This is a genomic window from Halomonas sp. PGE1 (assembly GCF_013000985.1).
In the GTDB taxonomy this organism is placed as follows: Bacteria; Pseudomonadota; Gammaproteobacteria; order Pseudomonadales; family Halomonadaceae; genus Halomonas; species Halomonas alkalicola.
In genome coordinates this window covers 561,175-582,741 of the sequence record NZ_CP053032.1, presented here as the reverse complement: position 1 = coordinate 582,741, position 21,567 = coordinate 561,175, and the positions used below count along the sequence as shown (strand labels likewise).

Genomic DNA, 21,567 nt, shown 5'->3' with positions numbered 1-21,567 from the left:
GGTTAGGAAGGTATTTCGGCGTCGTAACCGCCCCTCGGGCCGGGTTAGGCCCGCTAAGCGCCCATCGCCGCCAGGTACTCCTCCTTGAGCCGGACATAGTTGCCGGCGGTATAGGGGAAGAAGGCACGCTCCTTCTCCTTGAGCGGGCGCAGCGCCTTGGCCGGGTTGCCGGCGTAGACGTAGCCGCTCTCCAGGCGCTTGCCCGGGGTCACCACGGCCCCGGCGGCGATGATCACCTCATCCTCCACCACCGCACCGTCCATGACGATAGCGCCCATGCCCACCAGGATGCGGCTGCCCAGGGTGGCCCCGTGGAGGATCGCCTTGTGGCCGATGGTGACATCGTCGCCGATGGTCAGCGGGAAGCCGCCGGGGTTGAAGTCGCTGGCGTGGGTGATGTGCAGCACGCTGCCGTCCTGCACGCTGGTACGCGCGCCGATGCGGATGCGGTGCATGTCGCCGCGCACCACCGCCATGGGCCACACCGAGCTGTCGTCGCCTAGGGTCACGTCGCCCAGCACCAGGCTGGCGGGGTCCACATAGACCCGCTCGCCCAGGGTGGGGGTGGTGCCCTTCCAGGGGCGGATCGCCGTCGTCTCGCTCATCGTGAAATCCTCGTGTCGGTTCAGACCAGGCCGGCCACCAATACTACCAGCGTCAGCGGAATCGCGACCCAGCGCACCAGGCCACGCCACAGGGTGAAGCCCCCGTGCCCCACCCCCAGCGCCCGGCGGGCCGCCGCCTCGGGCATCACCCAGGCGGCGAAGATGCCGATCAACAGGCCCCCGAGGGGCAGGAAGATCTCCGGCGGAATGGTGCTGACCAGCTCGAAGGCGTTCATGCCGAACAGCGGGCGCCACTCCGCCAGGGTCGAGAAGGAGAGCACCGTGAGCAGGCCCACCAGCCAGACGGCGAGCCCCACCAGGGCCGCCGCATGGCCGCGCTTGAGGCCGATGCCCTGGAGGGTCGCCACCATGGGCTCGGCCAGGTTGATCGACGAGGTCCAGGTGGCCAGCAGCAGCAGCAGGAAGAAGATGCTCAGCCACAGCGCCCCCCAGGGCAGCTGGGCGAAGGCGATGGGCAGGGTGACGAACATCAGCCCCGGCCCCTCGCCCGGGTCCATGCCCTGGGCGAAGACCACCGAGAAGATGGCGATGCCGGCCAGCAGCGCCACCGAGACGTCCAGCACCGCCACGGCGCCGGCGGCCCGCGGCAGGCTCTGGTGGTCCGGCATGTAGGCGCCATAGGCCATCAGCGCGCAGGCCCCCACCGCCAGGGTGAAGAAGGCGTGGCCCATGGCGTGCATCACCACCAGCGGGGTCACCGCCGAGAGATCCGGCATGAACAGCCAGGCCAGGGCGGGGCCGAAGCCCTCGGTGGTGGCGGCGTAGCCGGCCAGCAGCAGCAGCAGCAGGTAGAGCAGCGGCATCAGCAGGTTGTTGAGGCGCTCCAGCCCCTTGGCCACACCGGCGGCCACCACCAGCATGGTCATGGCCAGGAACAGGGTGTGGTTGAAGGTCATCCTGGCGGGGTCGGCCAGGAAGGCGTCGAAGCCGGCGCCGATCTCGGCGGGGGCGGCGCCGACGAAGCCTCCGTTGATGGAGGTAACCAGGAATTCGATGGACCAGCCGGAGACCACCGAGTAGAAGGAGAGGATGCAGAACACCGTGAAGGCGCCGAACAGCCCCAGCAGCCGCCAGTGGCGGCTGGCCCCGGCCTGGGCGGCCAGGTGGCCCAGTGACTGCACCGGGCTGCGCCGGCCCGCGCGGCCGACCATGATCTCTGCCATCATCACCGGCAGGCCCAGCAGCAGCACGAAGCCGATATAGAGCAGCAGGAAGGCGGCGCCGCCGTTCTCGCCGGTGATGTAGGGAAACCGCCAGATGTTGCCCAGCCCCACGGCGGCACCGGTCACCGCCAGGATAAAGGCGCGCCGCGTGCTCCAGCGCTCCAGGGTCTCGTTCATGGTCTGCCCTCCTGCCGGGCCATCGTGAAAGGCGGCAAGCCTAGCAGGCCCGCCCCTGCCGGCCAAACGCCCGCATTGAAACCCGGGCCCGGCGCCCGCATCTAAGCGTCATTACACTCCCCCGACCCCCGAGGTGCGCATGTCCCGCAACCCGCTGCTCGAACCCCATGAGCTTCCCCCCTTCGATGCGATCCGTCCCGAGCACGTGGTGCCGGCCATCGAGGAACTGCTGGCCGAGAACCGCACCGCCATCGAGGCGCTGGTGGCCCGCGCCGGGGACGAGGCACCCAGCTGGGCGAGCCTGGCCGCACCGCTGGAGTCCCTCAACGACCGACTCTCCCGGGCCTGGTCGCCGGTCTCCCACCTCAACGGCACCATGAACAGCCCCGAGCTGCGCGAGGCCTACCAGGCCTGCCTGGGCAAGCTCTCCGAGTACAGCACCTGGCTGGGCCAGCACGAGGGGCTGTTCCGCGCCTGGCGGGCCCTGAAGGAGGGCCCCGCCTGGGCGGCGCTCGACGATGCCCAGCGCCGCGCCGTGGACAATACCCTGCGCGACTTCCGCCTGGCCGGGGTCGACCTCCCGGCGGAGAAGAAGCAGCGCTACGGCGAGATCAAGGCGCGCCTCTCCGAGCTCGGCAACACCTTCTCCAACCAGCTGCTCGACGCCACCCAGGGCTGGCACCTCGACCTGGCCGACGAGTCCCGCCTGGCCGGCCTGCCGGAGAGCGCACTGGCCGCCCTGCGCGCCAACGCCGAGGCCAAGGGCCAGGCCGGCTACCGCATCACCCTGGACTTCCCGAGCTTCTTCCCGGTGATGACCTACGCCGAGGATCGCGAGCTGCGCCGCGAGGTCTATACCGCCTTCGTCACCCGCGCCTCCGACCAGGGGCCCCTGGCCGACCAGTACGACAACGCCCCGGTGATGGAGGAGACCCTGGCGCTGCGCCGGGAGCTCGCCGAGCTGCTGGGCTTCGCCACCTACGCCGACTATTCGCTGGCCACCAAGATGGCCGAGTCCCCGGCCCAGGTGCTCGAGTTCCTCGAGGACCTGGCGCGCCGCGCCGTGCCCCAGGCGAAGGAGGAGTTCGCCGAGCTCGAGGCCTACGCCCGGGACGAACTGGCCATGGGCGAGCTCGCCCCCTGGGACGTGGGTTTCGCCAGCGAGAAGCTGCGCGAGGCGCGCCACGCCATCTCCCAGGAGCAGCTGCGCCCCTACTTCCCCGCCCCCCGGGTGGTGGACGGCCTCTTCCAGGTGGTGGAGCGCCTGTTCGGCGTCACCTTCGCCGAGGACGACCAGGCGCCGCGCTACCACAAGGACGTGCGCTTCTTCCGCATCCTCGAGCAGGGCGAGCCCATCGCCGGCTTCTACCTCGACCTCTACGCCCGCGAAGGCAAGCGCGGCGGCGCCTGGATGGACGAGTGCCGGGTGCGCCGCCTGGAGGGCGAGGCCCTGCAGCTGCCGGTGGCCTACCTGACCTGCAACTTCACCCGCCCGGTGGGCGACAAGCCGGCGTTGCTGACCCACGACGAGGTCACCACCCTGTTCCACGAGTTCGGCCACGGCCTGCACCATATGCTGACCCGCCAGACCGTCGCCGACATCTCCGGCATCAACGGGGTGGCCTGGGACGCCGTGGAGCTGCCCAGCCAGTTCATGGAGAACTACTGCTGGGAGCGCGAGGGCCTCAACCTGATCGCCGGCCACGTCGAGAGCGGCGAGCCGCTGCCCGCCGAGCTGCTGGCGAAGCTGCAGGCGGCCAAGAACTTCCAGTCCGCCATGGGCATGGTGCGCCAGCTGGAGTTCTCGATCTTCGACCTGCGCCTGCACCACCAGCTGGCCGCGCCCTCGGCGGCGGAGATCCAGGCGCTGCTCGACGCGGTGCACGACGCCGTCTCGGTGGTGCCGCGGGCCGAGTTCAACCGCTTCCAGAACGGCTTCGGCCATATCTTCGCCGGCGGCTATGCGGCGGGCTACTACAGCTACAAGTGGGCCGAGGTGCTCTCCGCCGATGCCTGGAGCGCCTTCGAGGAAGCGGGTATCTTCGACCCGGAGACCGGCCGGCGCTTTCGCACCGAGATCCTCGAGCAGGGCGGCGCCCGGGATGCCGCGGAGCTGTTCCGCGCCTTCCGCGGCCGCGAGCCCAGCGTCGAACCGCTGCTGCGCCACAGCGGCATCCGCGCGGCCTGAGCCGCCCCCTGCCGCCGAGCCGGGCTCGGCGGCACCGCTTCCTGATACTCTGGTTTTTTGACACCTGGCTTCCTGACCCCCTGGAGAGAACATGGCCCAAGCCAAACGCTTCATCGCCGGTGCGATCTGCCCGCGCTGTGCCGAGCTGGACCGCATCCGCAGCTGGGAGCAGCACGGCATCCGCTACCGGGAGTGCGTGAGCTGCGACTTCTTCGAGCAGCTGCCCATCGAGGACGAGGCCGCCCCGGAGCTGGCCACCCGCGTCAACCAGGCCCGCGAGGATCAGAGCCGCCAGGACTTCCAGCCGGTGAAGATCCTCGACCCCAAGGGCCACTGAGTTGACCCGCCAGGGAGTGGCACAGGCGCTGCTGTCGCGGCGCCATCATCTCGAGCTGCTCGGGCTGGCCGCGGCCGCGGCGCTGCTGCTGGCACGGCTGGATCTCGCCACCCTGGCCGCCGGCCTGGGCCTCTTCCTGTGGGGCATGACCCACCTGGGCGACGCCATCAAGCGCCTCTCCGGCGGCACCCTGGACCGCTGGCTGCACACCGCCACCCGTCACCCGCTTCGCGCCATCGGGGTGGGGGCCGCCGCCACGGCGCTGGTGCAGTCGAGCTCCCTGGTCACCCTGCTCTCGCTCTCCTTCGTCGGGGCGGGCCTCGTCGCCCTGCCCGGCGCCATCGCCCTGCTGTTCGGGGCCAACCTCGGCACCACCACCGGGGCCTGGCTGATCGCCGGCTTCGGCCTGCGCTTCGATCTCGCTCAGTTCGCCATGCCCTTCCTGGCCCTCGGGCTGCTCGGCTCCCGGGTGCTCAAGGATGGCCGCGCCGCAGCGGCCGGGGTGCTGCTGGGCATCGGCCTGCTGTTTCTGGGCATCGACTTCATGAAGCTGGGCTTCGAGGCGTGGCAGGACGGCCTCTCCCTGGACGGCCTGGCCGGCGACAGCGCCTGGCACTGGCCGCTCTTCGTGCTGTTCGGGGTGGTGGCCACGGTGGTGATGCAGTCGAGCCACGCCACCCTGCTGATCACCCTGGCGGCCCTGGCGGGAGGACAGCTGCCCTACCTGCCGGCCCTGGCCATCGCCATCGGCGCCAACGTCGGCACTACCGTCACCGCGGTGCTGGGGGCGCTGGGCGCCGGTGCCGCGGCGCGACGGCTGGCCGGGGCCCACGTGGTGTTCAACCTGGCCACCGCCGCCGTGGCCCTGGCACTGCTGGTGCCGCTGGCCTGGCTGGTGGACGAGCTCGGCGAGCTGATCGGCCTGGCCACGGATGCCTGGCCGCTCAAGCTCGCCCTCTTCCACACCCTCTTCAACCTGCTCGGCATCGTGCTGATGCTGCCGCTGATCCCACGGCTCGCCGCACGCCTGGAGCGATTCTTCCCCGAGCCCTCGCGGATCCCTCCCGCCCAGGCCCGCTACCTGAACACCAACGCCCTGGAGCACGCCGACACGGCACTGGCCGCCATGGAGCAGGAGTGCCAGCGGCTCAACCGCCGCGCCTACCACCTGCTCTGCTCGGCGATCCTGATGCCCAGCGCCGAGGTGATCGGCCATCCGCCCTCTCGGGAGGTGGTCAAGGCGCGGATCGACACCACCGCCTGGCCGATGGTCAACGCCCGCTACCATGAGCAGATCAAGCCGCTGATGGCGGAGATCCTCGACTTCTACGCACGGCTCGACATGCCGCTCACCGAGGCGCAGCAGGCCAGGCTCGAGAGCCTCTATGCCCGCACCCTGCGCATGGTGGAGGCGGTGCGCTTCGGCGAGGTGCTGCAGCGCAGCCTGATGCGGCATGCCGCCCCGGCCAGCCCCCTGCGCGAGGCCCATGACGATATCCGAATGGCCCTGGCCCAGGGCCTCAACCGCCTGGCCGCCGCCCCCGACTCGGCGGATGTCACCTCGCCCATCGACGAGGTTCGCCAGCACTGGCAGCAGGCCCTGGCCGAGCGCCTGCGCCAGCACCGCCTCGACCCCTGGCTGGCCTCCTCGCTGATGAACGACCTGCACCAGGCCACGCGCCTGATGGGGGCCCTGGCCCCCGCCTGAACCCGCTGTGCGGATTTCCGCACATGCTCACCCCGCCCGGCGTGCGGTTTTCCAGCCTGGGCACCTCCGCGGCGCTTCGACCATGGTCGAAGGCGAAGATTTCAAGTAATTGAAATAGAAATTCTTTCCAGCCAATGGCCCACCGCTTGCCATGAATATCGTTGAATGAACACCCCGCCCGGCACCGGCGGGTACCGGAGGAGCTGCCAGACTACAGGCACCCTTCCGGGCCCCGGGGCCAGGTTTACCAACGACAACATGCAACGGAGTCACGCCATGCGTCACCTCTCCACCAAGCTTCTCGCCGGCACCGTCGCCGGTTCCCTGCTGGTCGCCGCCGCGGCCGCCCAGGCCGACCGCAGCGACTGGCCCTCCAACTTCACCGTGGGCACCGCCAGCCAAGGCGGCACCTACTACGTCTACGGCTCCGGCTGGGCCAACCTGGTCGCCGACGAGCTGGGCATCTCCGGCGGCGGCGAGGTGACCGGCGGCCCGACCCAGAACCTGGCACTGGTGCATACCGGCGACATCTCCTTCGGCCTGACCACCATGGGCCCCGCCTCCGACGCGGTGAAGGGCGAGAGCCCGCTGGCCCCCGGCGTGCCCATGGACAACGTCTGCGCGCTCTTCCCGATGTACGAGACCCCGTTCTCCATCACCGCGCTGTCCAGCACCGGCATCACCAGCATCTCCGACATCCCGGATGGCGCCCGCATCGGCTTCGGCCCCTCGGCCTCCACCTCCGACACCTACTTCCCGGCCATCCTCGAGACCCTGGGCGTCGACTTCCAGCGCCGCAACGGCGGCTGGTCCGACCTGGGCGGCCAGCTCCAGGACGGCCTGCTGGACGTGATCGCCTTTGCCGCCGGCATCCCGATCCCGGCCGTCAGCCAGCTCGAGGTGCAGACCAACGTGAACATCATCGAGTTCACCGAGGAGGAGATGGACACCGTGCTGGAGAACTTCCCGGTCTCCGAGTTCTGGATTCCCGCCAGCACCTACAGCACCCTGGAGGAGGATGCCCGCGCCGTCTCCATGTGGAACTTCGCCATCTCCCGCTGCGATCTGCCGGAGGACTTCATCTATGAAGTCACCAAGGTGACCATGGAGAACAACGACAAGATGCGTAACGTGCACCGCTCCGCCGAGACCTCCATCCCGGAGAACGTCGTGCACAACACCGTGCTGCCCTTCCATCCGGGTGCGGCGCGCTGGTACCAGGAGAACGGCTACGAGATCGACGAGTCGCTGATCAACTAAGCCCGCCCACTGGCACATCCCGCCCCGCCCCGGCAGTGCCGGCGCGGGGCTTGTCGTCCCCAAGCCGTCCCCATCCAAGGGTAAACGTCCCATGAACCATACTCCCGACCCGCGCCACGGCGACGAGGACCCCGCCGCTCACGCGCCCGAGACGATCGCCGAGGGCATCGACGAGGAAATCGTCGAGTCCAACCGGCGCCTCTACGTCGGCTGGCAGTGGCTGCTGTTCGGCGCCCTGGCCATCATCTACGCCTCCTTCCACCTGGTCTCGCTCAACGTCTATCCGATGGAGACCTGGTCGTTCCGCATCGTGCACATCGCCGGTGCGCTGATCCTCGGCTTCGCGCTCTACACCGGCACCCGCTTCGCCGGCGAGGGCAGCGTCAAGCAGTCGCCGGTCTGGCTCGGCTGGATCAGCTACGCGCTGCTGATACCCGCCGGCTATGCACTCTTCCAGGTCTGGCGCATGAACCAGATGATCGCGGGCGGCGCCATGCGCATCGACCCGGCGATCGAGGCCTGGCACTACGGCTATCCGCTGATCTTCGCCACCAGCGCCGCCATCCTGCTCTCCTGGACCTACCGCCAGGTGCGCCAGCGCCTCTCCCCCCCTGACCTGGTGCTGATGCTCTGCGCCATGGGCGTTGCGGGCTACCTGATCCTGATCTTCGGCACGCCGCTGCGCGCCTCCACCGGCACCTCCTTCGCCCCCATCGGCATCTCCTATGCGGCCCTGGCCGGCTCGCTGCTGATCCTCGAGCTGACCCGCCGCGTCGCCGGCATGGCGCTGGTGGTGATCTCCGCGCTGTTCCTGGCCTATGTGTGGGCCGGCCCCTACCTGCCGGGCTTCCTGGGCTACCCGGGGCTGTCGTTCAACCGCTTCTTCAGCCAGCTCTACACCGACACCGGTATACTGGGGCCGACCACCGCGGTCTCGTCGACTTACATCATCCTCTTCATCATCTTCGCGGCCTTCCTGCAGGCCTCCAAGGTGGGTGACTACTTCGTCAACTTCGCCTTCGCCGCGGCCGGCCGCGCCCGGGGCGGCCCCGCCAAGGTCTCCATCTTCGCCTCCGGCCTGATGGGCATGATCAACGGCACCAGCGCCGGCAACGTGGTCTCCACCGGCTCGCTGACCATCCCGCTGATGAAGAAGGTGGGCTATCCGGGCCGTAGCGCCGGGGCCATCGAGGCCGCCGCCTCCACCGGCGGGCAGATCATGCCGCCGATCATGGGCGCCGGCGCCTTCATCATGGCCGAGATCACCGGCATCCCCTACACCGAGATCGCCGTCGCGGCGCTGATCCCCGCCATCCTCTACTTCCTCTCGGTCTACTGCATGGTGGACTTCGAGGCGGCCCGCAAGGGCATGCGCGGCATGCGCAAGGACGAGATCCCGCTGTTCTCGAAGCTGGTCAAGCAGGTCTACCTGTTCGCGCCGATCATCATCCTGATCGCCGCCCTCTTCATGGGCTACTCGGTGATCCGCGCCGGCACCCTGGCCACCGCCGCGGCCGCCGTGGTGAGCTGGATCTCCCCCAACAAGATGGGCATCCGCGAGATCCTCAAGGCGCTGCAGCTGGCCGGCACCATGTCGATCCAGATCATCGCCGTGTGCGCCTGTGCGGGCATCATCGTCGGCGTGATCTCGCTGACCGGCGTCGGGGCGCGCTTCTCCTCGCTGCTGCTGGGCCTGGCCGGGGTCAGCCAGCTGCTGGCGCTGATCTTCGCCATGCTGATCTCGATCCTGCTGGGCATGGGCATGCCGACCACGGCGGCCTATGCGGTGGCCGCCTCGGTGGTCGCCCCGGGCCTGATCAACATCGGCATCCAGCCGCTGGTGGCGCACTTCTTCGTGTTCTACTTCGCGGTGGTCTCGGCGATCACCCCGCCGGTGGCGCTGGCCTCCTACGCCGCGGCAGGCATCTCCGGCGACAACGCCATGGGCACCTCGGTGGCCTCCTTCAAGATCGGCCTGGCCGCCTTCATCGTGCCCTTCATGTTCTTCTACAGCCCGGCGATGCTGATGGAAGGCACCTGGCCGCAGATCCTGCGGGTCGGCATCACCGCCACCCTGGGCATCGTGCTGCTGGCGGGCGTGGTGCAGGCGTGGTTCTTCGGGCCGGTGAAGCTGTGGCAGCGCCTGGTGATGTTCGTGGGCGCCATGTTCATGATCTATGGCGGCATCTACACGGATGTGGCCGGCCTCGCCATCGGCGCCGCGCTGTTCATGATGCAGCGCAAGCTGCACGGCAGTGGCGCACCGCAGGCGGCCGAAAGCGGCTGACCCTGCTGCCGCCCTGCGGGGCGGCCTTCCGCCAACCCTGCCGGAAACGCAACGGGGCCCCGCCATGGCGGGGCCCCGTTGCGTTGGCAGCCGACGAGCCGAGGCTCAGCCGACGATATTGTCGAGGATCTTCAGGCTCGGCTCGGCCTGGTTCAGCGTGTAGAAGTGCAGGCCCGGGGCGCCGCCGTCGAGCAGGCGCTGGCAGAGGCGCGAGATCACCTCCTCGCCGAAGGCCGCGATGGAGGCGCTGTCGTCGCCGTAGGCCTCGAGCTGCTTGCGGATCCAGCGCGGGATCTCGGCGCCGCAGGCGTCGGAGAAGCGCGCCAGCTTGGCGTAGTTGGTGATCGGCATGATGCCCGGCACGATGGGGGCTTCGACCCCCAGCGCGCGGGCCCGCTCGACGAAGTGGAAGTAGGCGTCGGCGTTGAAGAAGTACTGGGTGATGGCGAGGTTCGCGCCGGCCTGCATCTTGCGGGCGAAGTTCTCCAGGTCCCGCTCGAAGCTCGGCGCCTGGGGATGAGACTCCGGGTAGGCGGCCACGGCGATCTCGAAGTGGTCCCCGGTCTCCTCGCGGATGAACTCCACCAGCTCGTTGGCATAGCGCAGCTCGCCGATGCCCCCCATGCCCGAGGGGAGGTCGCCGCGCAGGGCCACCAGGCTATCGATGCCCTCCTCGCGGTAGCGGGCCAGCAGCTCGCGCAGCGGCTGCTTCTCGCTGCCGATGCAGGAGAGGTGCGGCGCGGTGGAGATGCCGCTCTCGCGCACCTGGCGCACGGTAGTCAGGGTGCGGTCCTGGGTGGAGCCACCGGCGCCATAGGTGACCGAGAAGAAGCGCGGCCCGCGGGCCGCCAGGGCATCGCGCACGCCGGCCAGCTTCTCGCGCCCCGCCTCGGTATTGGGGGGAAAGAACTCGAAGCTGATACCCAGCGGATGTTCCTGCGCGCTCATGATGCCACCTCTGTGTCGTAGGTCGTGATTGGCCACCATTCTGACGAGCGCCGGCGCCGTCGGCCAATGAAAGTTCCGGCGGGCCTGTATCAATTTCATTCATGTTGGGTCGCTGACAGCGACGCCATCGGCAGGCATGATGCGCTCTGACAGGGATGCCGACAACCGATAGGGAGGCCCGATGACCGCGCTCGATCCCACCACGCTGATGGGCCCGCTCTGGACCCTGCTGGCCTACATCCTGCTGGGCTGGCTGGCCGCCCGCCGCCTCTCGGTGGATCCGCGCCCCATCGCGACCCTGCTCATCTACCTGGTGGCGCCGCTGACCTTCTTCCGCGGCCTGGTGCTGGGCGGCCCCACGCCCGGATACCTGCTGCTGACCCTGGCCGCCTTCGCCACCGCCAGCCTGCTGGCGGTGATCGTGCACCGCCTGACGCGCCGCGCCTTCGCCCCCCAGGAGAGCGCCCTGCTGGCCTTCTCGGCCGGCACCGGCAACACGGGGTACTTCGGCCTGCCGGTGGCCATGGTGCTGCTGCCCCCCGAGGGGGTGACCCTCTACCTCTTCTGCGTGCTGGGCATCACCCTCTACGAGTTCACCGTGGGCTTCTACCTCTCCGCCCGCGGCCAGTTCTCGGTAGGCGAGAGCCTGGCCAAGATCCTGCGGCTGCCGCTGGTCTACGCCTTCCTGGCGGCCCTGCTGGTCAGCGGCCTGGGCCTTGCGGTACCGGCGGCGGCCATGGAGGGACTGGCGGTCTTCCCCGCCACCTACACCCTGCTGGGGATGATGATCATCGGCATGACCCTCGGCCGCGTGACCATCCGCGAGATTGATCCGCGCTTTATCGGGGCCTGCGTGGCGGTGCGCTGCGTGGCCTGGCCGCTGCTGGCGCTGGCCGCGGTGCTGGGGCTGCAGGCGCTTGCACCGCTGTCGCCGGAGCTGGCGCTGGCGATCCTGCTGCTGGGGGTGGTGCCCATGGCCGCCAACGTGGTGGTGGTGGCCATGGAGCTCGGCATTGCCCCGGCCAAGGGGGCGCTGGCCGTACTGGCCACCACCCTGGCCGCGCCGCTGCTGATACCGCTCTACCTGACGCTGATGATGCGCCTGGCCGGGTTGTGATCAGTAGCGATAGCTGTCGGGCTTGTAGGGGCCCTCGGCCGGCACGCCGCTGTAGGTCTCCTGGGCCGGGGTCAGGCGGGTGATCACCCCGCCGAAGCCCTCCACCATGTAGCGGGCCACCTCCTCGTCGAGGTGGCGCGGCAGCACCGTGACCGCCAGCGCCTCGGGCTTCTCCTCCTCGGGCAGGTCGGCGAAGCGCCCCTGGTAGAGGTGCATCTGCGCCAGCACCTGGTTGGCGAAGGAGCCATCCATCACCCGAGACGGGTGGCCGGTGGCGTTGCCCAGGTTCACCAGCCGCCCCTCGGCGAGCAGGATCAGGTAGTCGCGGCTCTCGGGGTCGAAATCCCCCGGCGTGCTGTCGCGATAGACCTTGTGCACCTGGGGCTTGACCTCCTCCCAGTGCCACTGGCGGCGCATGAAGGCGGTATCGATCTCGCTGTCGAAGTGGCCGATGTTGCACACCACCGCCCCCGGCTTGAGCGCCTCGAGCATGGGGGCATCGCAGGCGTCGATGTTCCCGGTGGCGGTGACCACCAGGTCGATGCGGCCGAGCAGCGCCCGGTCGATGCTCTCGCGACCGCGGTTGACGCCCTCCCGGTAGGGCGAGACCACCTCGAAGCCGTCCATGCAGGCCTGCATGGCGCAGATGGGGTCGACTTCCGCCACCTTGACGATCATCCCCTCCTGGCGCAGCGAAGCCGCCGAGCCCTTGCCCACGTCGCCATAGCCCACCACCAGCGCCTGCTTGCCGGCCAACAGGTGGTCGGTGCCGCGCTTGATGGCGTCACTGAGCGAGTGGCGACAGCCGTACTTGTTGTCGTTCTTCGACTTGGTGACGGCGTCATTGACGTTGATGGCCGGCACCCGCAGCAGGCCGTCGCGCAGCATCTCCTCGAGCCGATGCACCCCGGTGGTGGTCTCCTCGCTGATGCCGTGGATGGCGTCGAGCAGGTCCGGGCGCTTGTCATGCAAGAGGGCGGTGAGGTCGCCGCCGTCGTCCAGCACCAGATTGGGGGTCCAGCCCTCGGGGCCCGCCACGGTCTGCTCGATGCACCACCAGAACTCCGCCTCCGTCTCCCCCTTCCAGGCGAACACCGGGATGCCGGCGGCGGCGATGGCCGCGGCGGCGTGGTCCTGGGTGGAGAAGATGTTGCACGACGACCAGCGCACGCTGGCGCCCAGGTCGATGAGGGTCTCGATCAGCACCGCGGTCTGGATGGTCATGTGGATGCAGCCGGCGATGCGCGCCCCCGCCAGCGGCCGGGCATCGTGATACTTGGCGCGGATCGCCATCAGCGCCGGCATCTCGGTCTCGGCGATACGGATCTCGCGACGCCCCCACTCGGCCAGGGCGAGGTCGGCCACCCTGAAGTCCTGGCGGGCGGGCGTGGTCACGGCGGGCTGGTTCATGGATCACCTCTTCGCAGGGAATGGGGTGATCTTCACTATAGCCACAACGACGACGCCCGGCGCAGGCCGGGCGTCAGAGGGGGTCGAAGCACGTCGCCAGGCTCAGAGGCCGGCGGCCTGGCGCAGGGCGCTGGCGCGGTCGGTCTTCTCCCACGGGAAGGCGGTGAAGGTCTCGATGTGCTCCTGGCCCTGGGGGTCGGTCCAGCGGTAGGAGGTCTCGAAGGGCTCGCGACCGAAGTGGCCGTAGGCCGCGGTGAGCTGGTACATGGGATGCAGCAGGTCGAGCATGCGGGTGATGGCATGGGGGCGCAGGTCGAAGTGCTCGCGCACCAGCGCGATGATGCGCTCGTCATCCACCTTGCCGGTGCCGAAGGTGTTGACCGAGACCGAGGTGGGCTCGGCAACGCCGATGGCGTAGGAGACCTGGATCTCGCACTTGTCGGCCAGGCCCGCGGCGACGATGTTCTTGGCCACGTAGCGGCCGGCATAGGCGGCGCTGCGGTCCACCTTGGAGGGATCCTTGCCGGAGAAGGCACCGCCGCCGTGGCGCGCCATGCCGCCATAGGTGTCGACGATGATCTTGCGCCCGGTCAGGCCGCAGTCGCCCACGGGGCCGCCGATCACGAACTTGCCGGTGGGGTTGATGTGGTAGCGGGTGTGCTCGGAGAGCCACTCGGCGGGGATCACCTGCTCGATGATCTCGCGCTTGACCATCTTGCGCAGCTCGTCCTGGTCGATGCCCGGATCGTGCTGGGTGGAGAGCACCACGGCGTCCACGGCGCAGGGCTTGCCCCGGTCGTCATAGCGGAAGGTGACCTGGCTCTTGGCGTCGGGGCGCAGCCAGGGCAGCAGGCCGTGCTTGCGCAGCTCGGCCTGGCGCTCCACCAGGCGATGGGCATAGTGGATCGGCGCCGGCATGAAGGAGTCGGTTTCGTTGGTGGCGTAGCCGAACATCAGCCCCTGGTCACCGGCGCCCTGATCCTCGGGCTTGCTGCGGTCGACCCCCTGGGCGATGTCCAGGCTCTGCTTGCCGATCAGGTTGAGCACGCCGCAGGTCTCGCCGTCGAACCCCACGTCCGAGGAGGTGTAGCCGATGCCGGTGATCACCTCGCGCACGATCGCCTCGAGGTCGACCCAGGCCGAGGTGCTGATCTCGCCGGCGACGATGGCCACGCCGGTCTTGACCAGCGTCTCGCAGGCCACCCGGGCCTGCTTGTCGCGAGCGATGATGGCGTCGAGCACCGCGTCGGAGATCTGGTCCGCGATCTTGTCGGGATGACCCTCGGAGACGGATTCGGAGGTAAACAGGGAGTATTCGCTCATGGCGTCCTCGACCGAGTGTGAAGCAGTCTTTAGGGGGCAAGAGTCTACACGCTGGGGCCTGGCGGGGCATCCACGATTTGATGCCGGGCGTCAAGTCGGCGACAATATGACACCGAATTCCATCGCGCCGCACGCGTCCCGCGGCGACTCACCCAGCCAGACTGCATGCCCCGCTGTCCGCCGGCGGTGGCCATTACCCTTATTCTGCCGCAGGCGAGGAGCTCTCCAATGCCGTCACGATTCGAACTGGCCAACGCCATTCGCGCTCTCTCCATGGATGCCGTCCAGAAGGCCAAGTCCGGCCACCCCGGCGCGCCCATGGGCATGGCCGACATCGCCGAGGTGCTGTGGAACGACTACCTCAAGCACAACCCGGAAGACCCCAAGTGGGCCGATCGTGACCGCTTCGTGCTCTCCAACGGCCACGGCTCCATGCTGCTCTACTCGCTGCTGCACCTGACCGGCTACGACCTGAGCCTCGAGGAGCTGCAGAGCTTCCGCCAGCTCCACGCCAAGACCGCCGGCCACCCGGAGTTCGGCTATGCGCCGGGCGTCGAGACCACCACCGGCCCCCTGGGCCAGGGCCTGGCCAACGCCGTGGGCATGGCCATCGCCGAGAAGACCCTGGCCGCCCAGTTCAACCGCCCGGGCCACACCATCGTCGACCACACCACCTGGTGCTTCCTCGGCGACGGCTGCCTGATGGAGGGGATCTCCCACGAGGTGTGCTCCCTGGCCGGCACCCAGCAGTTGGGCAAGCTGATCGCCTTCTACGACGACAACGGCATCTCCATCGACGGCGAGGTCGAGGGCTGGTTCACCGACGACACCGCCAAGCGCTTCGAGGCCTACGGCTGGCACGTGGTGCCCAACGTCGACGGCCACAAGCCCGAGGAGATCAAGGCCGCCATCGAGCTGGCGAAGAGCCACGACGACCGGCCGAGCCTGATCATCTGCAAGACCATCATCGGCTTCGGCTCTCCCAACAAGCAGGGCAAGGAGGAGTGTCACGGCGCCCCGCTGGGCGAGGACGAGGTGGCCCTGGCCCGCAAGCAGCTCGACTGGCCCCACGCGCCCTTCCATATCCCCGAGCCCATCTATCAGGGGTGGGACGCTCGCGAGCCGGGCCGCGCCGCCCAGAGCGAGTGGCAGGCACGCTTCGAGCGCTACCGCGCGGAGCATCCGGAGCTGGCTCGCGAGTTCCTGCGCCGCATGCAGTGCAAGCTGCCCGCCGAGCTCAAGAGCGAGGCGCTGATCGAGCAGGCCCAGCAGAAGGGCGAGACCATCGCCAGCCGCAAGGCCTCCTTCAACTGCCTCAACGAGCTGGGCCCGCAGCTGCCCGAGCTGCTCGGCGGCAGCGCCGACCTGGCCCCCTCCAACCTGACCTTCTGGGACGGCGCGAAGGCGATCACCCCGGAGACCCCGGACGGCAACTACCTGCACTACGGGGTGCGCGAGTTCGGCATGGGCGCCATCATGAACGGCATCGTGCTGCACGGCGGCTTCATCCCCTACGGCGCCACCTTCCTGATCTTCATGGAGTACATGCGCAACGCCGTGCGCATGGCGGCGCTGATGGGCAAGCGCGCCATCTACGTCTTCACCCACGACTCCATCGGCCTGGGTGAGGATGGCCCGACCCACCAGCCCATCGAGCAGCTGACCAGCCTGCGCTCCACGCCGAACCTCTCGACCTGGCGCCCCTGCGACGCCGCCGAGACCGCCGCGGCCTGGGATGCCGCCCTCAAGCGCAACTCCGGCCCCACCGCCCTGGTGCTGTCGCGCCAGAACCTGCCCCACCAGGCGCGCACCAAACAGCAGCTGGCCAACATCCAGCGCGGCGGCTATGTGCTCAAGGACTGCGAGGGCACCCCGGAGCTGATCCTGATCGCCACCGGCTCCGAGGTCGGCCTGGCCATGGACGCCGCCGCCGAGCTGGCGGCCAAGGGCCGCGCTGTGCGCGTGGTCTCCATGCCCTCCACCTACCGCTTCAACGGCCAGGAGGCCGAGTACCGCGAGAGCGTGCTGCCCAGGGCCGTGACCAAGCGCCTCGCCATCGAGGCGGGCCACCGCGACTACTGGCACAAGTACGTGGGCCTGGAGGGGCGCATCATCGGCATGAGCACCTACGGCGAATCCGCCCCGGCCGGCGATCTCTTCAAGCACTTCGGCTTCACCGTCGAGAACGTGGTCAAGCAGGCGAGCGAGCTGCTCGAGGGCTGAGCGTCGCGAGGCACGCAACATCAAGGGCACGGCCGAGAGGCCGTGCCCTTTTTCATGCCCGTGGGGTCGAGGCGGCGCTCAGGCGACGGTGACGGTCGGATCCAGGTAGACGTCCTGGATGGCGTGCAGCAGGGCCACGCCCTCATCCATGGGCTTCTGGAAGGCCTTGCGCCCGGAGATCAGCCCCATGCCACCGGCGCGCTTGTTGATCACCGCGGTGCGCACCGCCTCGGCCAGGTCGGAGGCCCCCTTGGAGCCGCCGCCGGAGTTGATCAGCCCGGCGCGCCCCATGTAGCAGTTGGCCACCTGGTAGCGGGCCAGGTCGATGGGGTGATCCGTGGTCAGGGCGTCGTAGACCCGATCGTGGGTGTGGCCGAAGCCGACGGCCCGGTAGCCGCCGTTGGTCTCGGGCAGCTTCTGCTTGACGATATCGGCCTTGAGGGTGGCCGCCAGATGGTTGGCCTGACCGGTGAGGTCCGCCGCCACGTGGTAGTCGGTGCCCTCGTGCTTGAAGGCCGGGTTGCGCAGGTAGGCCCACAGCACCGTGACCATGCCCAGCTCGTGGGCCCGGGCGAAGGCCTCGCTGATCTCCATGATCTGGCGGCGGCTCTCGTGGGAGCCGAAGTAGATGGTCGCCCCCACCGCCACGCAGCCCATGTCGAAGGCCTGCTCGACCTGGGCGAAGAGCGTCTGGTCGTAGATCGCCGGATGGCTCAGGGTCTCGTTGTGGTTGAGCTTGAGCATCATCGGGATGCGGTGGGCGTAGCGCCGCGCCACCGAGGCCAGCACGCCCAGCGTCGAGGCCACGCCGTTGCAGCCCCCCTCGATGGCCAGCTCGACGATATTGGCCGGATCGAAGTAGGCGGGGTTGGGCGCAAAGGAGGCCCCGGCGGAGTGCTCGATGCCCTGGTCCACCGGTAGCAGGCTGAGGTAGCCGGTGCCCGCCAGGCGGCCGTGGTCGAACAGCGCCTGCAGGTTGCGCATCACTGCGGGGCCGCGGTCGCTGTCGGCCACCACCCGGCCGACGAAGTCGGGCCCCGGCAGATAGAGGCTCTCCCGAGGGATGCCCCGGCACTGGTGGGTCAGCAGGGACTCGGCCTCGTCGCCGAGCCAGTTGGCGATATCGGTCATGGCGTTCCTCTCCTTGGTCGGGTTGACGTCGCTCTTCCCAGCGTAGTGGATGACCGTACCCACCGCGGGTCGGGCCTTGCAACCTGTCGCCAGCAGAGGACAAGGGCCCCGCGGTTAGCGACCGCTCCCGGCCGGTGCCTCGGCCGCAGGTGCGACGGCGGATCGCGGCCGACACACCGCTAGCGTGCTAACATGCTCGATCTCTGCCGTTGTCACTCTCGAGGATCATCGATGGCCGTTCTGCGCGGTTTTCTCTGGCTGCTGGGCTTCCTGCTGCTCGGCGATGTGCTGGTCACCCTCGCCGGCCTGCCGGTCTCCGCCGGGGTGGCCGGCATGCTGCTGCTCACCGCCTGGCTGATGCTGCGCGGCACGGTATCCAGCGATATCGCCGCCGCCGCCCGGCCACTGATCGGCGTGCTGGCCATGCTGATCATGCCCGGGGTCGTCGGCGTCTTCTTCATCCTCGACACCCTCGGCGGGCAGTGGGCGGCGATCCTCGGCGCCCTGGTGGGGGGCACCCTGCTCAGCGTCTTCACCACCCTGTGGCTGATGCGCCGCCTGATGGGCAGGGAGGGCCTCGACCATGAGTGAGCTCCTCGACCACCTGCTGGACACCCCACTGCTAGCCATCGCTCTGACCCTTGCCGCCTACTTCGCCGGCGACCGGCTGTTCCGCCTGATCGGCGCGCCGAGCTGGTGCCCGCCGATCCTGGTGGCCGCCCTGCTGCTGGCCGGCGTGCTGGCACTGGCCGGCATCGACTACGCCGACTACCGGGAGGGCGCCGGCTGGCTGATGCTGCTGCTGGGCCCGGCCACCGTGGCGCTGGGGCTGCCCCTCTATCAGCAGATGGGCCATATCCGCGACCTGTGGCGCCCGCTGCTGGTCTGCCTGCCGGTGGCCGCCGGCATGGCCGCGCTCTACGCAGTGGCCATCGCCTGGCTGCTGGGGGCCTCGCCGGAGGTGCTCGCCTCGCTGGCGCCGAAGTCGGTCACCGCGCCCATCGCCATCGGGATCACCGAGCAGCTCGGCGGCTCGGTGGCGCTGATGATGGGCGGCCTGCTGCTGACCGGCGTGGTGGCCATCGCCGGGGTGGAACTGCTTTCGCGCTGGCTGGGCATCCGTGACGAGCGCCTGCTCGGGCTCACCCTGGGCATCAACGGCCATGCGCTGGGCACGGTGCGCGCCTTCGAGATCGGCCCCACCGCCGGCGCCTTCGCCTCCCTGGGCATGAGCCTCACCGGTATCCTCACCGCCCTGCTGCTGCCGCTGGCCTGGCGGCTGCCGGGACTCGTCGGCTGAAGTGCGCTAGAATCGCGGCCTTGATTTCCTTCGCCACCCTCGCGACCAGGAGCCCCTGCCACCGCCATGGCCCACCGCATCGCCATCAACGGTTACGGCCGCATCGGCCAGTGCGTGCTGCGCGCTCTGATTGAGCAACAGAGAGCCGAGCAGGGGAGCGGGCCGGCGCTGGAGATCGTCGCCATCAACGAGCTCTCCGACCTCGCCACCATCGCCTACCTGACCCGCTACGACACCACCCACGGCCGCTTCCCCGCGGCGGTGGCGCAGGGTGACGCGGGGCTGGTCATCGACGGGCGCGAGATCCGGGTGCTCAGCGAACCCGACCCCGACCGCCTGCCCTGGCGGGAGCTCGGCATCGACCTGGTGCTGGAGTGCTCCGGCAGCTTCAAGGACCGCGCCACCGCCGAACGCCACCTGGCCGCCGGCGCCGGCCGCCTGCTCTTCTCGCAGCCGGCGGAGAGTGACGTGGATGCCACCATCGTCACCGGCATCAACGACCATGAGCTCGCCCCCGGGCAGCGCATCGTCTCCGCGGCCTCCTGCACCACCAACTGTCTCGTGCCGGTGCTCACCGTGCTGGACGAGGCGCTGGGCATCGCCCATGGCGTCACCACCACCATCCATTCGGCGATGAACGACCAGCCGGTGATCGACGCCTACCACCAGACCGACCTGCGCCTGACCCGCTCGGCGATGCACTCCATCGTGCCGGTGGACACCGGCCTGGCGCTGGGCATCAACCGCCTGATGCCCCACCTGGCCGGGCGCTTCGAGTGCCTCCATGTGCGGGTGCCGACCATCAACGTCTCGGCCATGGATCTCGCCATCACGGTGAACCGCGACACCAGCGCCGCCGAGGTCAACGCCCTGCTCGCCGAGGCGAGCCGCGGGCGCCTGGCTGGGCTGCTCGGCTACACCGAGGAGCCGGTGGCCTCGGTCGACTTCAACCACGATCCGCGCTCCGGTATCGTGGACGCCACCCAGACCCGGGTGGCCGGCGGCCGCCTGATCAAGCTGCTGTGCTGGTTCGACAACGAGTGGGGCTTCGCCAACCGCATGCTCGACGTCGGCCGGCGCCTGGCCGCGATGCCCCTCGAGACCCCCTGACCCCTTCCGGTTTCCAGATGAGGACCACGCCCCGATGAACGTGCGCAAGATGACCGACCTCGACCTCAGTGGCCAGCGCGTGCTGATCCGCGAGGATCTGAACGTGCCCGTCAAGCACGGCAAGGTGACCAGCGATGCCCGCCTGCGCGCCGCCCTGCCCACCATCCAGGCCGCCCGCGATGCCGGCGCCAAGGTGATGCTGATGAGCCACCTGGGCCGCCCCACCGAGGGCGAGCCCGCCGAGGAGTTCTCCCTGGCGCCGGTGGCCGAGCACCTGGGCGAGCTGCTGGGCCGCCCGGTCACCCTGATCAGCGACTATCTGGACGCCGCCCTGGACCTGGCCGATGGCGAGGTGGTGCTGCTCGAGAACGTGCGCTTCAACAGCGGCGAGAAGAAGGACGACGAGACCCTCGCCCAGCAGTACGCCGCCCTGTGCGACATCTTCGTGATGGACGCCTTCGGCACCGCCCACCGCGCCCAGGCCTCCACCCACGGGGTGGCGCGCTTCGCCCCGCTGGCCTGCGCGGGCCCGCTGCTGGCCGCCGAGCTCGACGCCCTGCAGAAGGCGCTGGCCACCCCGGCGCGCCCCATGACCGCCATCGTCGGCGGCTCCAAGGTCTCCACCAAGCTCGACGTGCTCAACGCCCTCTCCGAGAAGTGCGACCAGCTGATCGTCGGCGGCGGCATCGCCAACACCTTCATCGCCGCGGCGGGCCACAACGTCGGCAAGTCGCTGCACGAGGCCGACCTGATCGACCAGGCGAAGGCCCTGATGGCGAAGGTCGAGATTCCGCTGCCCACCGATGTCGTGGTGGCCACCGAGTTCTCCGAGTCCGCCACCGCCACCGTCAAGCCGGTGGACCAGGTCGCGGATGACGAGATGATCCTCGACATCGGCCCCGAGACCGCCGCACGCCTGGCCGCCATGCTCAAGGACGCCGGCACCATCCTCTGGAACGGCCCGGTGGGCGTGTTCGAGATCGACCAGTTCGGCCGCGGCACCGAGGTGATCTCGCGGGCCATCGCCGAGAGCCCCGCCTTCTCCATCGCCGGCGGCGGCGACACCCTGGCCGCCATCGACAAGTACGGCATCGCCGAGCGAGTCTCCTACATCTCCACCGGCGGCGGCGCCTTCCTCGAGTACGTGGAGGGCAAGACCCTGCCGGCGGTGGCCGCCCTCGAGGCAGCCGCCGAGCGGGCCTGATAGACTCCAGGCACTCATTACCCCATCTCCCCCACGACCGACTCGCGGCGCCGCC

General features: G+C 69.4%; 17 protein-coding genes. 11 read left to right on the top strand and 6 right to left on the bottom strand.

Features of this window, described 5'->3' with window-relative positions; genetic code table 11:
* Positions 1–53: 53 nt before the first annotated feature.
* Entirely contained in the window at positions 54–605 is a 552-nt protein-coding gene (locus HIR79_RS02755; RefSeq protein WP_169956642.1) for a gamma carbonic anhydrase family protein, read from the bottom strand.
* Positions 606–625: 20 nt separating this feature from the next.
* A complete protein-coding gene (locus tag HIR79_RS02750; RefSeq protein WP_169956640.1) occupies positions 626–1,966 on the bottom strand; it encodes a sodium-dependent transporter in 1,341 nt (446 codons plus the stop codon).
* A gap of 139 nt (positions 1,967–2,105) precedes the next feature.
* On the opposite strand from HIR79_RS02750, the gene prlC reads away from it, so the two are divergent.
* The 5 genes from prlC (at position 2,106) to HIR79_RS02725 (ending at position 9,746) form a co-directional block, all read left to right on the top strand.
* Positions 2,106–4,154 carry an oligopeptidase A gene (prlC, locus tag HIR79_RS02745; protein WP_169956638.1) on the top strand — a complete coding sequence of 683 codons (2,049 nt, stop codon included), beginning with the start codon at positions 2,106–2,108 and terminating at the stop codon, positions 4,152–4,154.
* Positions 4,155–4,245: 91 nt separating this feature from the next.
* Positions 4,246–4,491: a YheV family putative zinc ribbon protein gene (locus HIR79_RS02740; RefSeq protein WP_169956636.1), complete on the top strand. Its 246-nt coding sequence runs from the start codon at positions 4,246–4,248 to the stop codon at positions 4,489–4,491.
* 1 nt (position 4,492) lies between these two features.
* Positions 4,493–6,199 (top strand): Na/Pi cotransporter family protein, encoded by a 1,707-nt coding sequence (locus HIR79_RS02735; RefSeq protein ID WP_169956634.1) that lies wholly within the window; start codon positions 4,493–4,495, stop codon positions 6,197–6,199.
* Positions 6,200–6,475: 276 nt separating this feature from the next.
* On the top strand, positions 6,476–7,459 hold the full coding sequence (locus HIR79_RS02730) for a TAXI family TRAP transporter solute-binding subunit (RefSeq protein WP_169956632.1): 984 nt from the start codon (positions 6,476–6,478) through the stop codon (positions 7,457–7,459).
* A 91-nt stretch (positions 7,460–7,550) separates the two neighbouring features.
* Positions 7,551–9,746: a TRAP transporter permease gene (locus HIR79_RS02725; RefSeq protein WP_169956631.1), complete on the top strand. Its 2,196-nt coding sequence runs from the start codon at positions 7,551–7,553 to the stop codon at positions 9,744–9,746.
* A 105-nt stretch (positions 9,747–9,851) separates the two neighbouring features.
* Here HIR79_RS02725 and metF read toward each other — a convergent pair whose 3' ends face one another.
* Complete coding sequence (gene metF, locus HIR79_RS02720) at positions 9,852–10,694, bottom strand: methylenetetrahydrofolate reductase [NAD(P)H] (RefSeq protein ID WP_169956630.1); 843 nt, start codon at positions 10,692–10,694, stop codon at positions 9,852–9,854.
* 181 nt (positions 10,695–10,875) lie between these two features.
* Here metF and HIR79_RS02715 point away from each other — a divergent pair, with 181 nt between their 5' ends.
* Positions 10,876–11,811, top strand: coding sequence for an AEC family transporter (locus HIR79_RS02715; protein WP_169956629.1), 936 nt, complete (start codon positions 10,876–10,878; stop codon positions 11,809–11,811).
* Here HIR79_RS02715 and ahcY read toward each other — a convergent pair whose 3' ends face one another.
* Both ahcY and metK read right to left on the bottom strand, forming a co-directional pair.
* A complete protein-coding gene (ahcY, locus tag HIR79_RS02710; RefSeq protein WP_169956628.1) occupies positions 11,812–13,221 on the bottom strand; it encodes an adenosylhomocysteinase in 1,410 nt (469 codons plus the stop codon). It lies immediately after the preceding gene.
* 102 nt (positions 13,222–13,323) lie between these two features.
* Positions 13,324–14,544: a methionine adenosyltransferase gene (metK, locus tag HIR79_RS02705; protein WP_169956627.1), complete on the bottom strand. Its 1,221-nt coding sequence runs from the start codon at positions 14,542–14,544 to the stop codon at positions 13,324–13,326.
* A gap of 228 nt (positions 14,545–14,772) precedes the next feature.
* Between metK and tkt the strand changes: the two genes are divergently transcribed.
* Positions 14,773–16,767, top strand: coding sequence for a transketolase (tkt, locus tag HIR79_RS02700; protein WP_169956626.1), 1,995 nt, complete (start codon positions 14,773–14,775; stop codon positions 16,765–16,767).
* A 78-nt stretch (positions 16,768–16,845) separates the two neighbouring features.
* On the opposite strand, the gene HIR79_RS02695 is transcribed toward tkt, so the two are convergent.
* Complete coding sequence (locus HIR79_RS02695; RefSeq protein ID WP_169956625.1) at positions 16,846–17,898, bottom strand: class I fructose-bisphosphate aldolase; 1,053 nt, start codon at positions 17,896–17,898, stop codon at positions 16,846–16,848.
* Positions 17,899–18,129: 231 nt separating this feature from the next.
* On the opposite strand from HIR79_RS02695, the gene HIR79_RS02690 reads away from it, so the two are divergent.
* The 4 genes from HIR79_RS02690 to HIR79_RS02675 all read left to right on the top strand — a co-directional run bounded on the left by HIR79_RS02690 (position 18,130) and on the right by HIR79_RS02675 (position 21,512).
* Positions 18,130–18,489: a CidA/LrgA family protein gene (locus HIR79_RS02690; RefSeq protein WP_169956623.1), complete on the top strand. Its 360-nt coding sequence runs from the start codon at positions 18,130–18,132 to the stop codon at positions 18,487–18,489.
* Positions 18,482–19,198, top strand: coding sequence for an LrgB family protein (locus tag HIR79_RS02685; RefSeq protein WP_169956621.1), 717 nt, complete (start codon positions 18,482–18,484; stop codon positions 19,196–19,198). Before HIR79_RS02690 ends, HIR79_RS02685 begins: the two co-directional genes overlap by 8 nt.
* A 66-nt stretch (positions 19,199–19,264) precedes the next feature.
* Positions 19,265–20,308 (top strand): type I glyceraldehyde-3-phosphate dehydrogenase, encoded by a 1,044-nt coding sequence (locus tag HIR79_RS02680; protein WP_169956619.1) that lies wholly within the window; start codon positions 19,265–19,267, stop codon positions 20,306–20,308.
* A 34-nt stretch (positions 20,309–20,342) separates the two neighbouring features.
* Positions 20,343–21,512 carry a phosphoglycerate kinase gene (locus tag HIR79_RS02675; protein ID WP_169956617.1) on the top strand — a complete coding sequence of 390 codons (1,170 nt, stop codon included), beginning with the start codon at positions 20,343–20,345 and terminating at the stop codon, positions 21,510–21,512.
* Positions 21,513–21,567 lie beyond the last annotated feature (55 nt).

What these genes read in the sequence shown, in the direction of transcription:
- HIR79_RS02755 (WP_169956642.1), bottom strand. Translation starts at nt 605, where the DNA reads ATGAGCGAGACGACGGCGATCCGCCCCTGGAAGGGCACCACCCCCACC.
- HIR79_RS02750 (WP_169956640.1), bottom strand. Translation starts at nt 1,966, where the DNA reads ATGAACGAGACCCTGGAGCGCTGGAGCACGCGGCGCGCCTTTATCCTG.
- prlC (WP_169956638.1), top strand. Translation starts at nt 2,106, where the DNA reads ATGTCCCGCAACCCGCTGCTCGAACCCCATGAGCTTCCCCCCTTCGAT.
- HIR79_RS02740 (WP_169956636.1), top strand. Translation starts at nt 4,246, where the DNA reads ATGGCCCAAGCCAAACGCTTCATCGCCGGTGCGATCTGCCCGCGCTGT.
- HIR79_RS02730 (WP_169956632.1), top strand. Translation starts at nt 6,476, where the DNA reads ATGCGTCACCTCTCCACCAAGCTTCTCGCCGGCACCGTCGCCGGTTCC.
- HIR79_RS02725 (WP_169956631.1), top strand. Translation starts at nt 7,551, where the DNA reads ATGAACCATACTCCCGACCCGCGCCACGGCGACGAGGACCCCGCCGCT.
- metF (WP_169956630.1), bottom strand. Translation starts at nt 10,694, where the DNA reads ATGAGCGCGCAGGAACATCCGCTGGGTATCAGCTTCGAGTTCTTTCCC.
- HIR79_RS02715 (WP_169956629.1), top strand. Translation starts at nt 10,876, where the DNA reads ATGACCGCGCTCGATCCCACCACGCTGATGGGCCCGCTCTGGACCCTG.
- ahcY (WP_169956628.1), bottom strand. Translation starts at nt 13,221, where the DNA reads ATGAACCAGCCCGCCGTGACCACGCCCGCCCGCCAGGACTTCAGGGTG.
- metK (WP_169956627.1), bottom strand. Translation starts at nt 14,544, where the DNA reads ATGAGCGAATACTCCCTGTTTACCTCCGAATCCGTCTCCGAGGGTCAT.
- tkt (WP_169956626.1), top strand. Translation starts at nt 14,773, where the DNA reads ATGCCGTCACGATTCGAACTGGCCAACGCCATTCGCGCTCTCTCCATG.
- HIR79_RS02695 (WP_169956625.1), bottom strand. Translation starts at nt 17,898, where the DNA reads ATGACCGATATCGCCAACTGGCTCGGCGACGAGGCCGAGTCCCTGCTG.
- HIR79_RS02690 (WP_169956623.1), top strand. Translation starts at nt 18,130, where the DNA reads ATGGCCGTTCTGCGCGGTTTTCTCTGGCTGCTGGGCTTCCTGCTGCTC.
- HIR79_RS02685 (WP_169956621.1), top strand. Translation starts at nt 18,482, where the DNA reads ATGAGTGAGCTCCTCGACCACCTGCTGGACACCCCACTGCTAGCCATC.
- HIR79_RS02680 (WP_169956619.1), top strand. Translation starts at nt 19,265, where the DNA reads ATGGCCCACCGCATCGCCATCAACGGTTACGGCCGCATCGGCCAGTGC.
- HIR79_RS02675 (WP_169956617.1), top strand. Translation starts at nt 20,343, where the DNA reads ATGAACGTGCGCAAGATGACCGACCTCGACCTCAGTGGCCAGCGCGTG.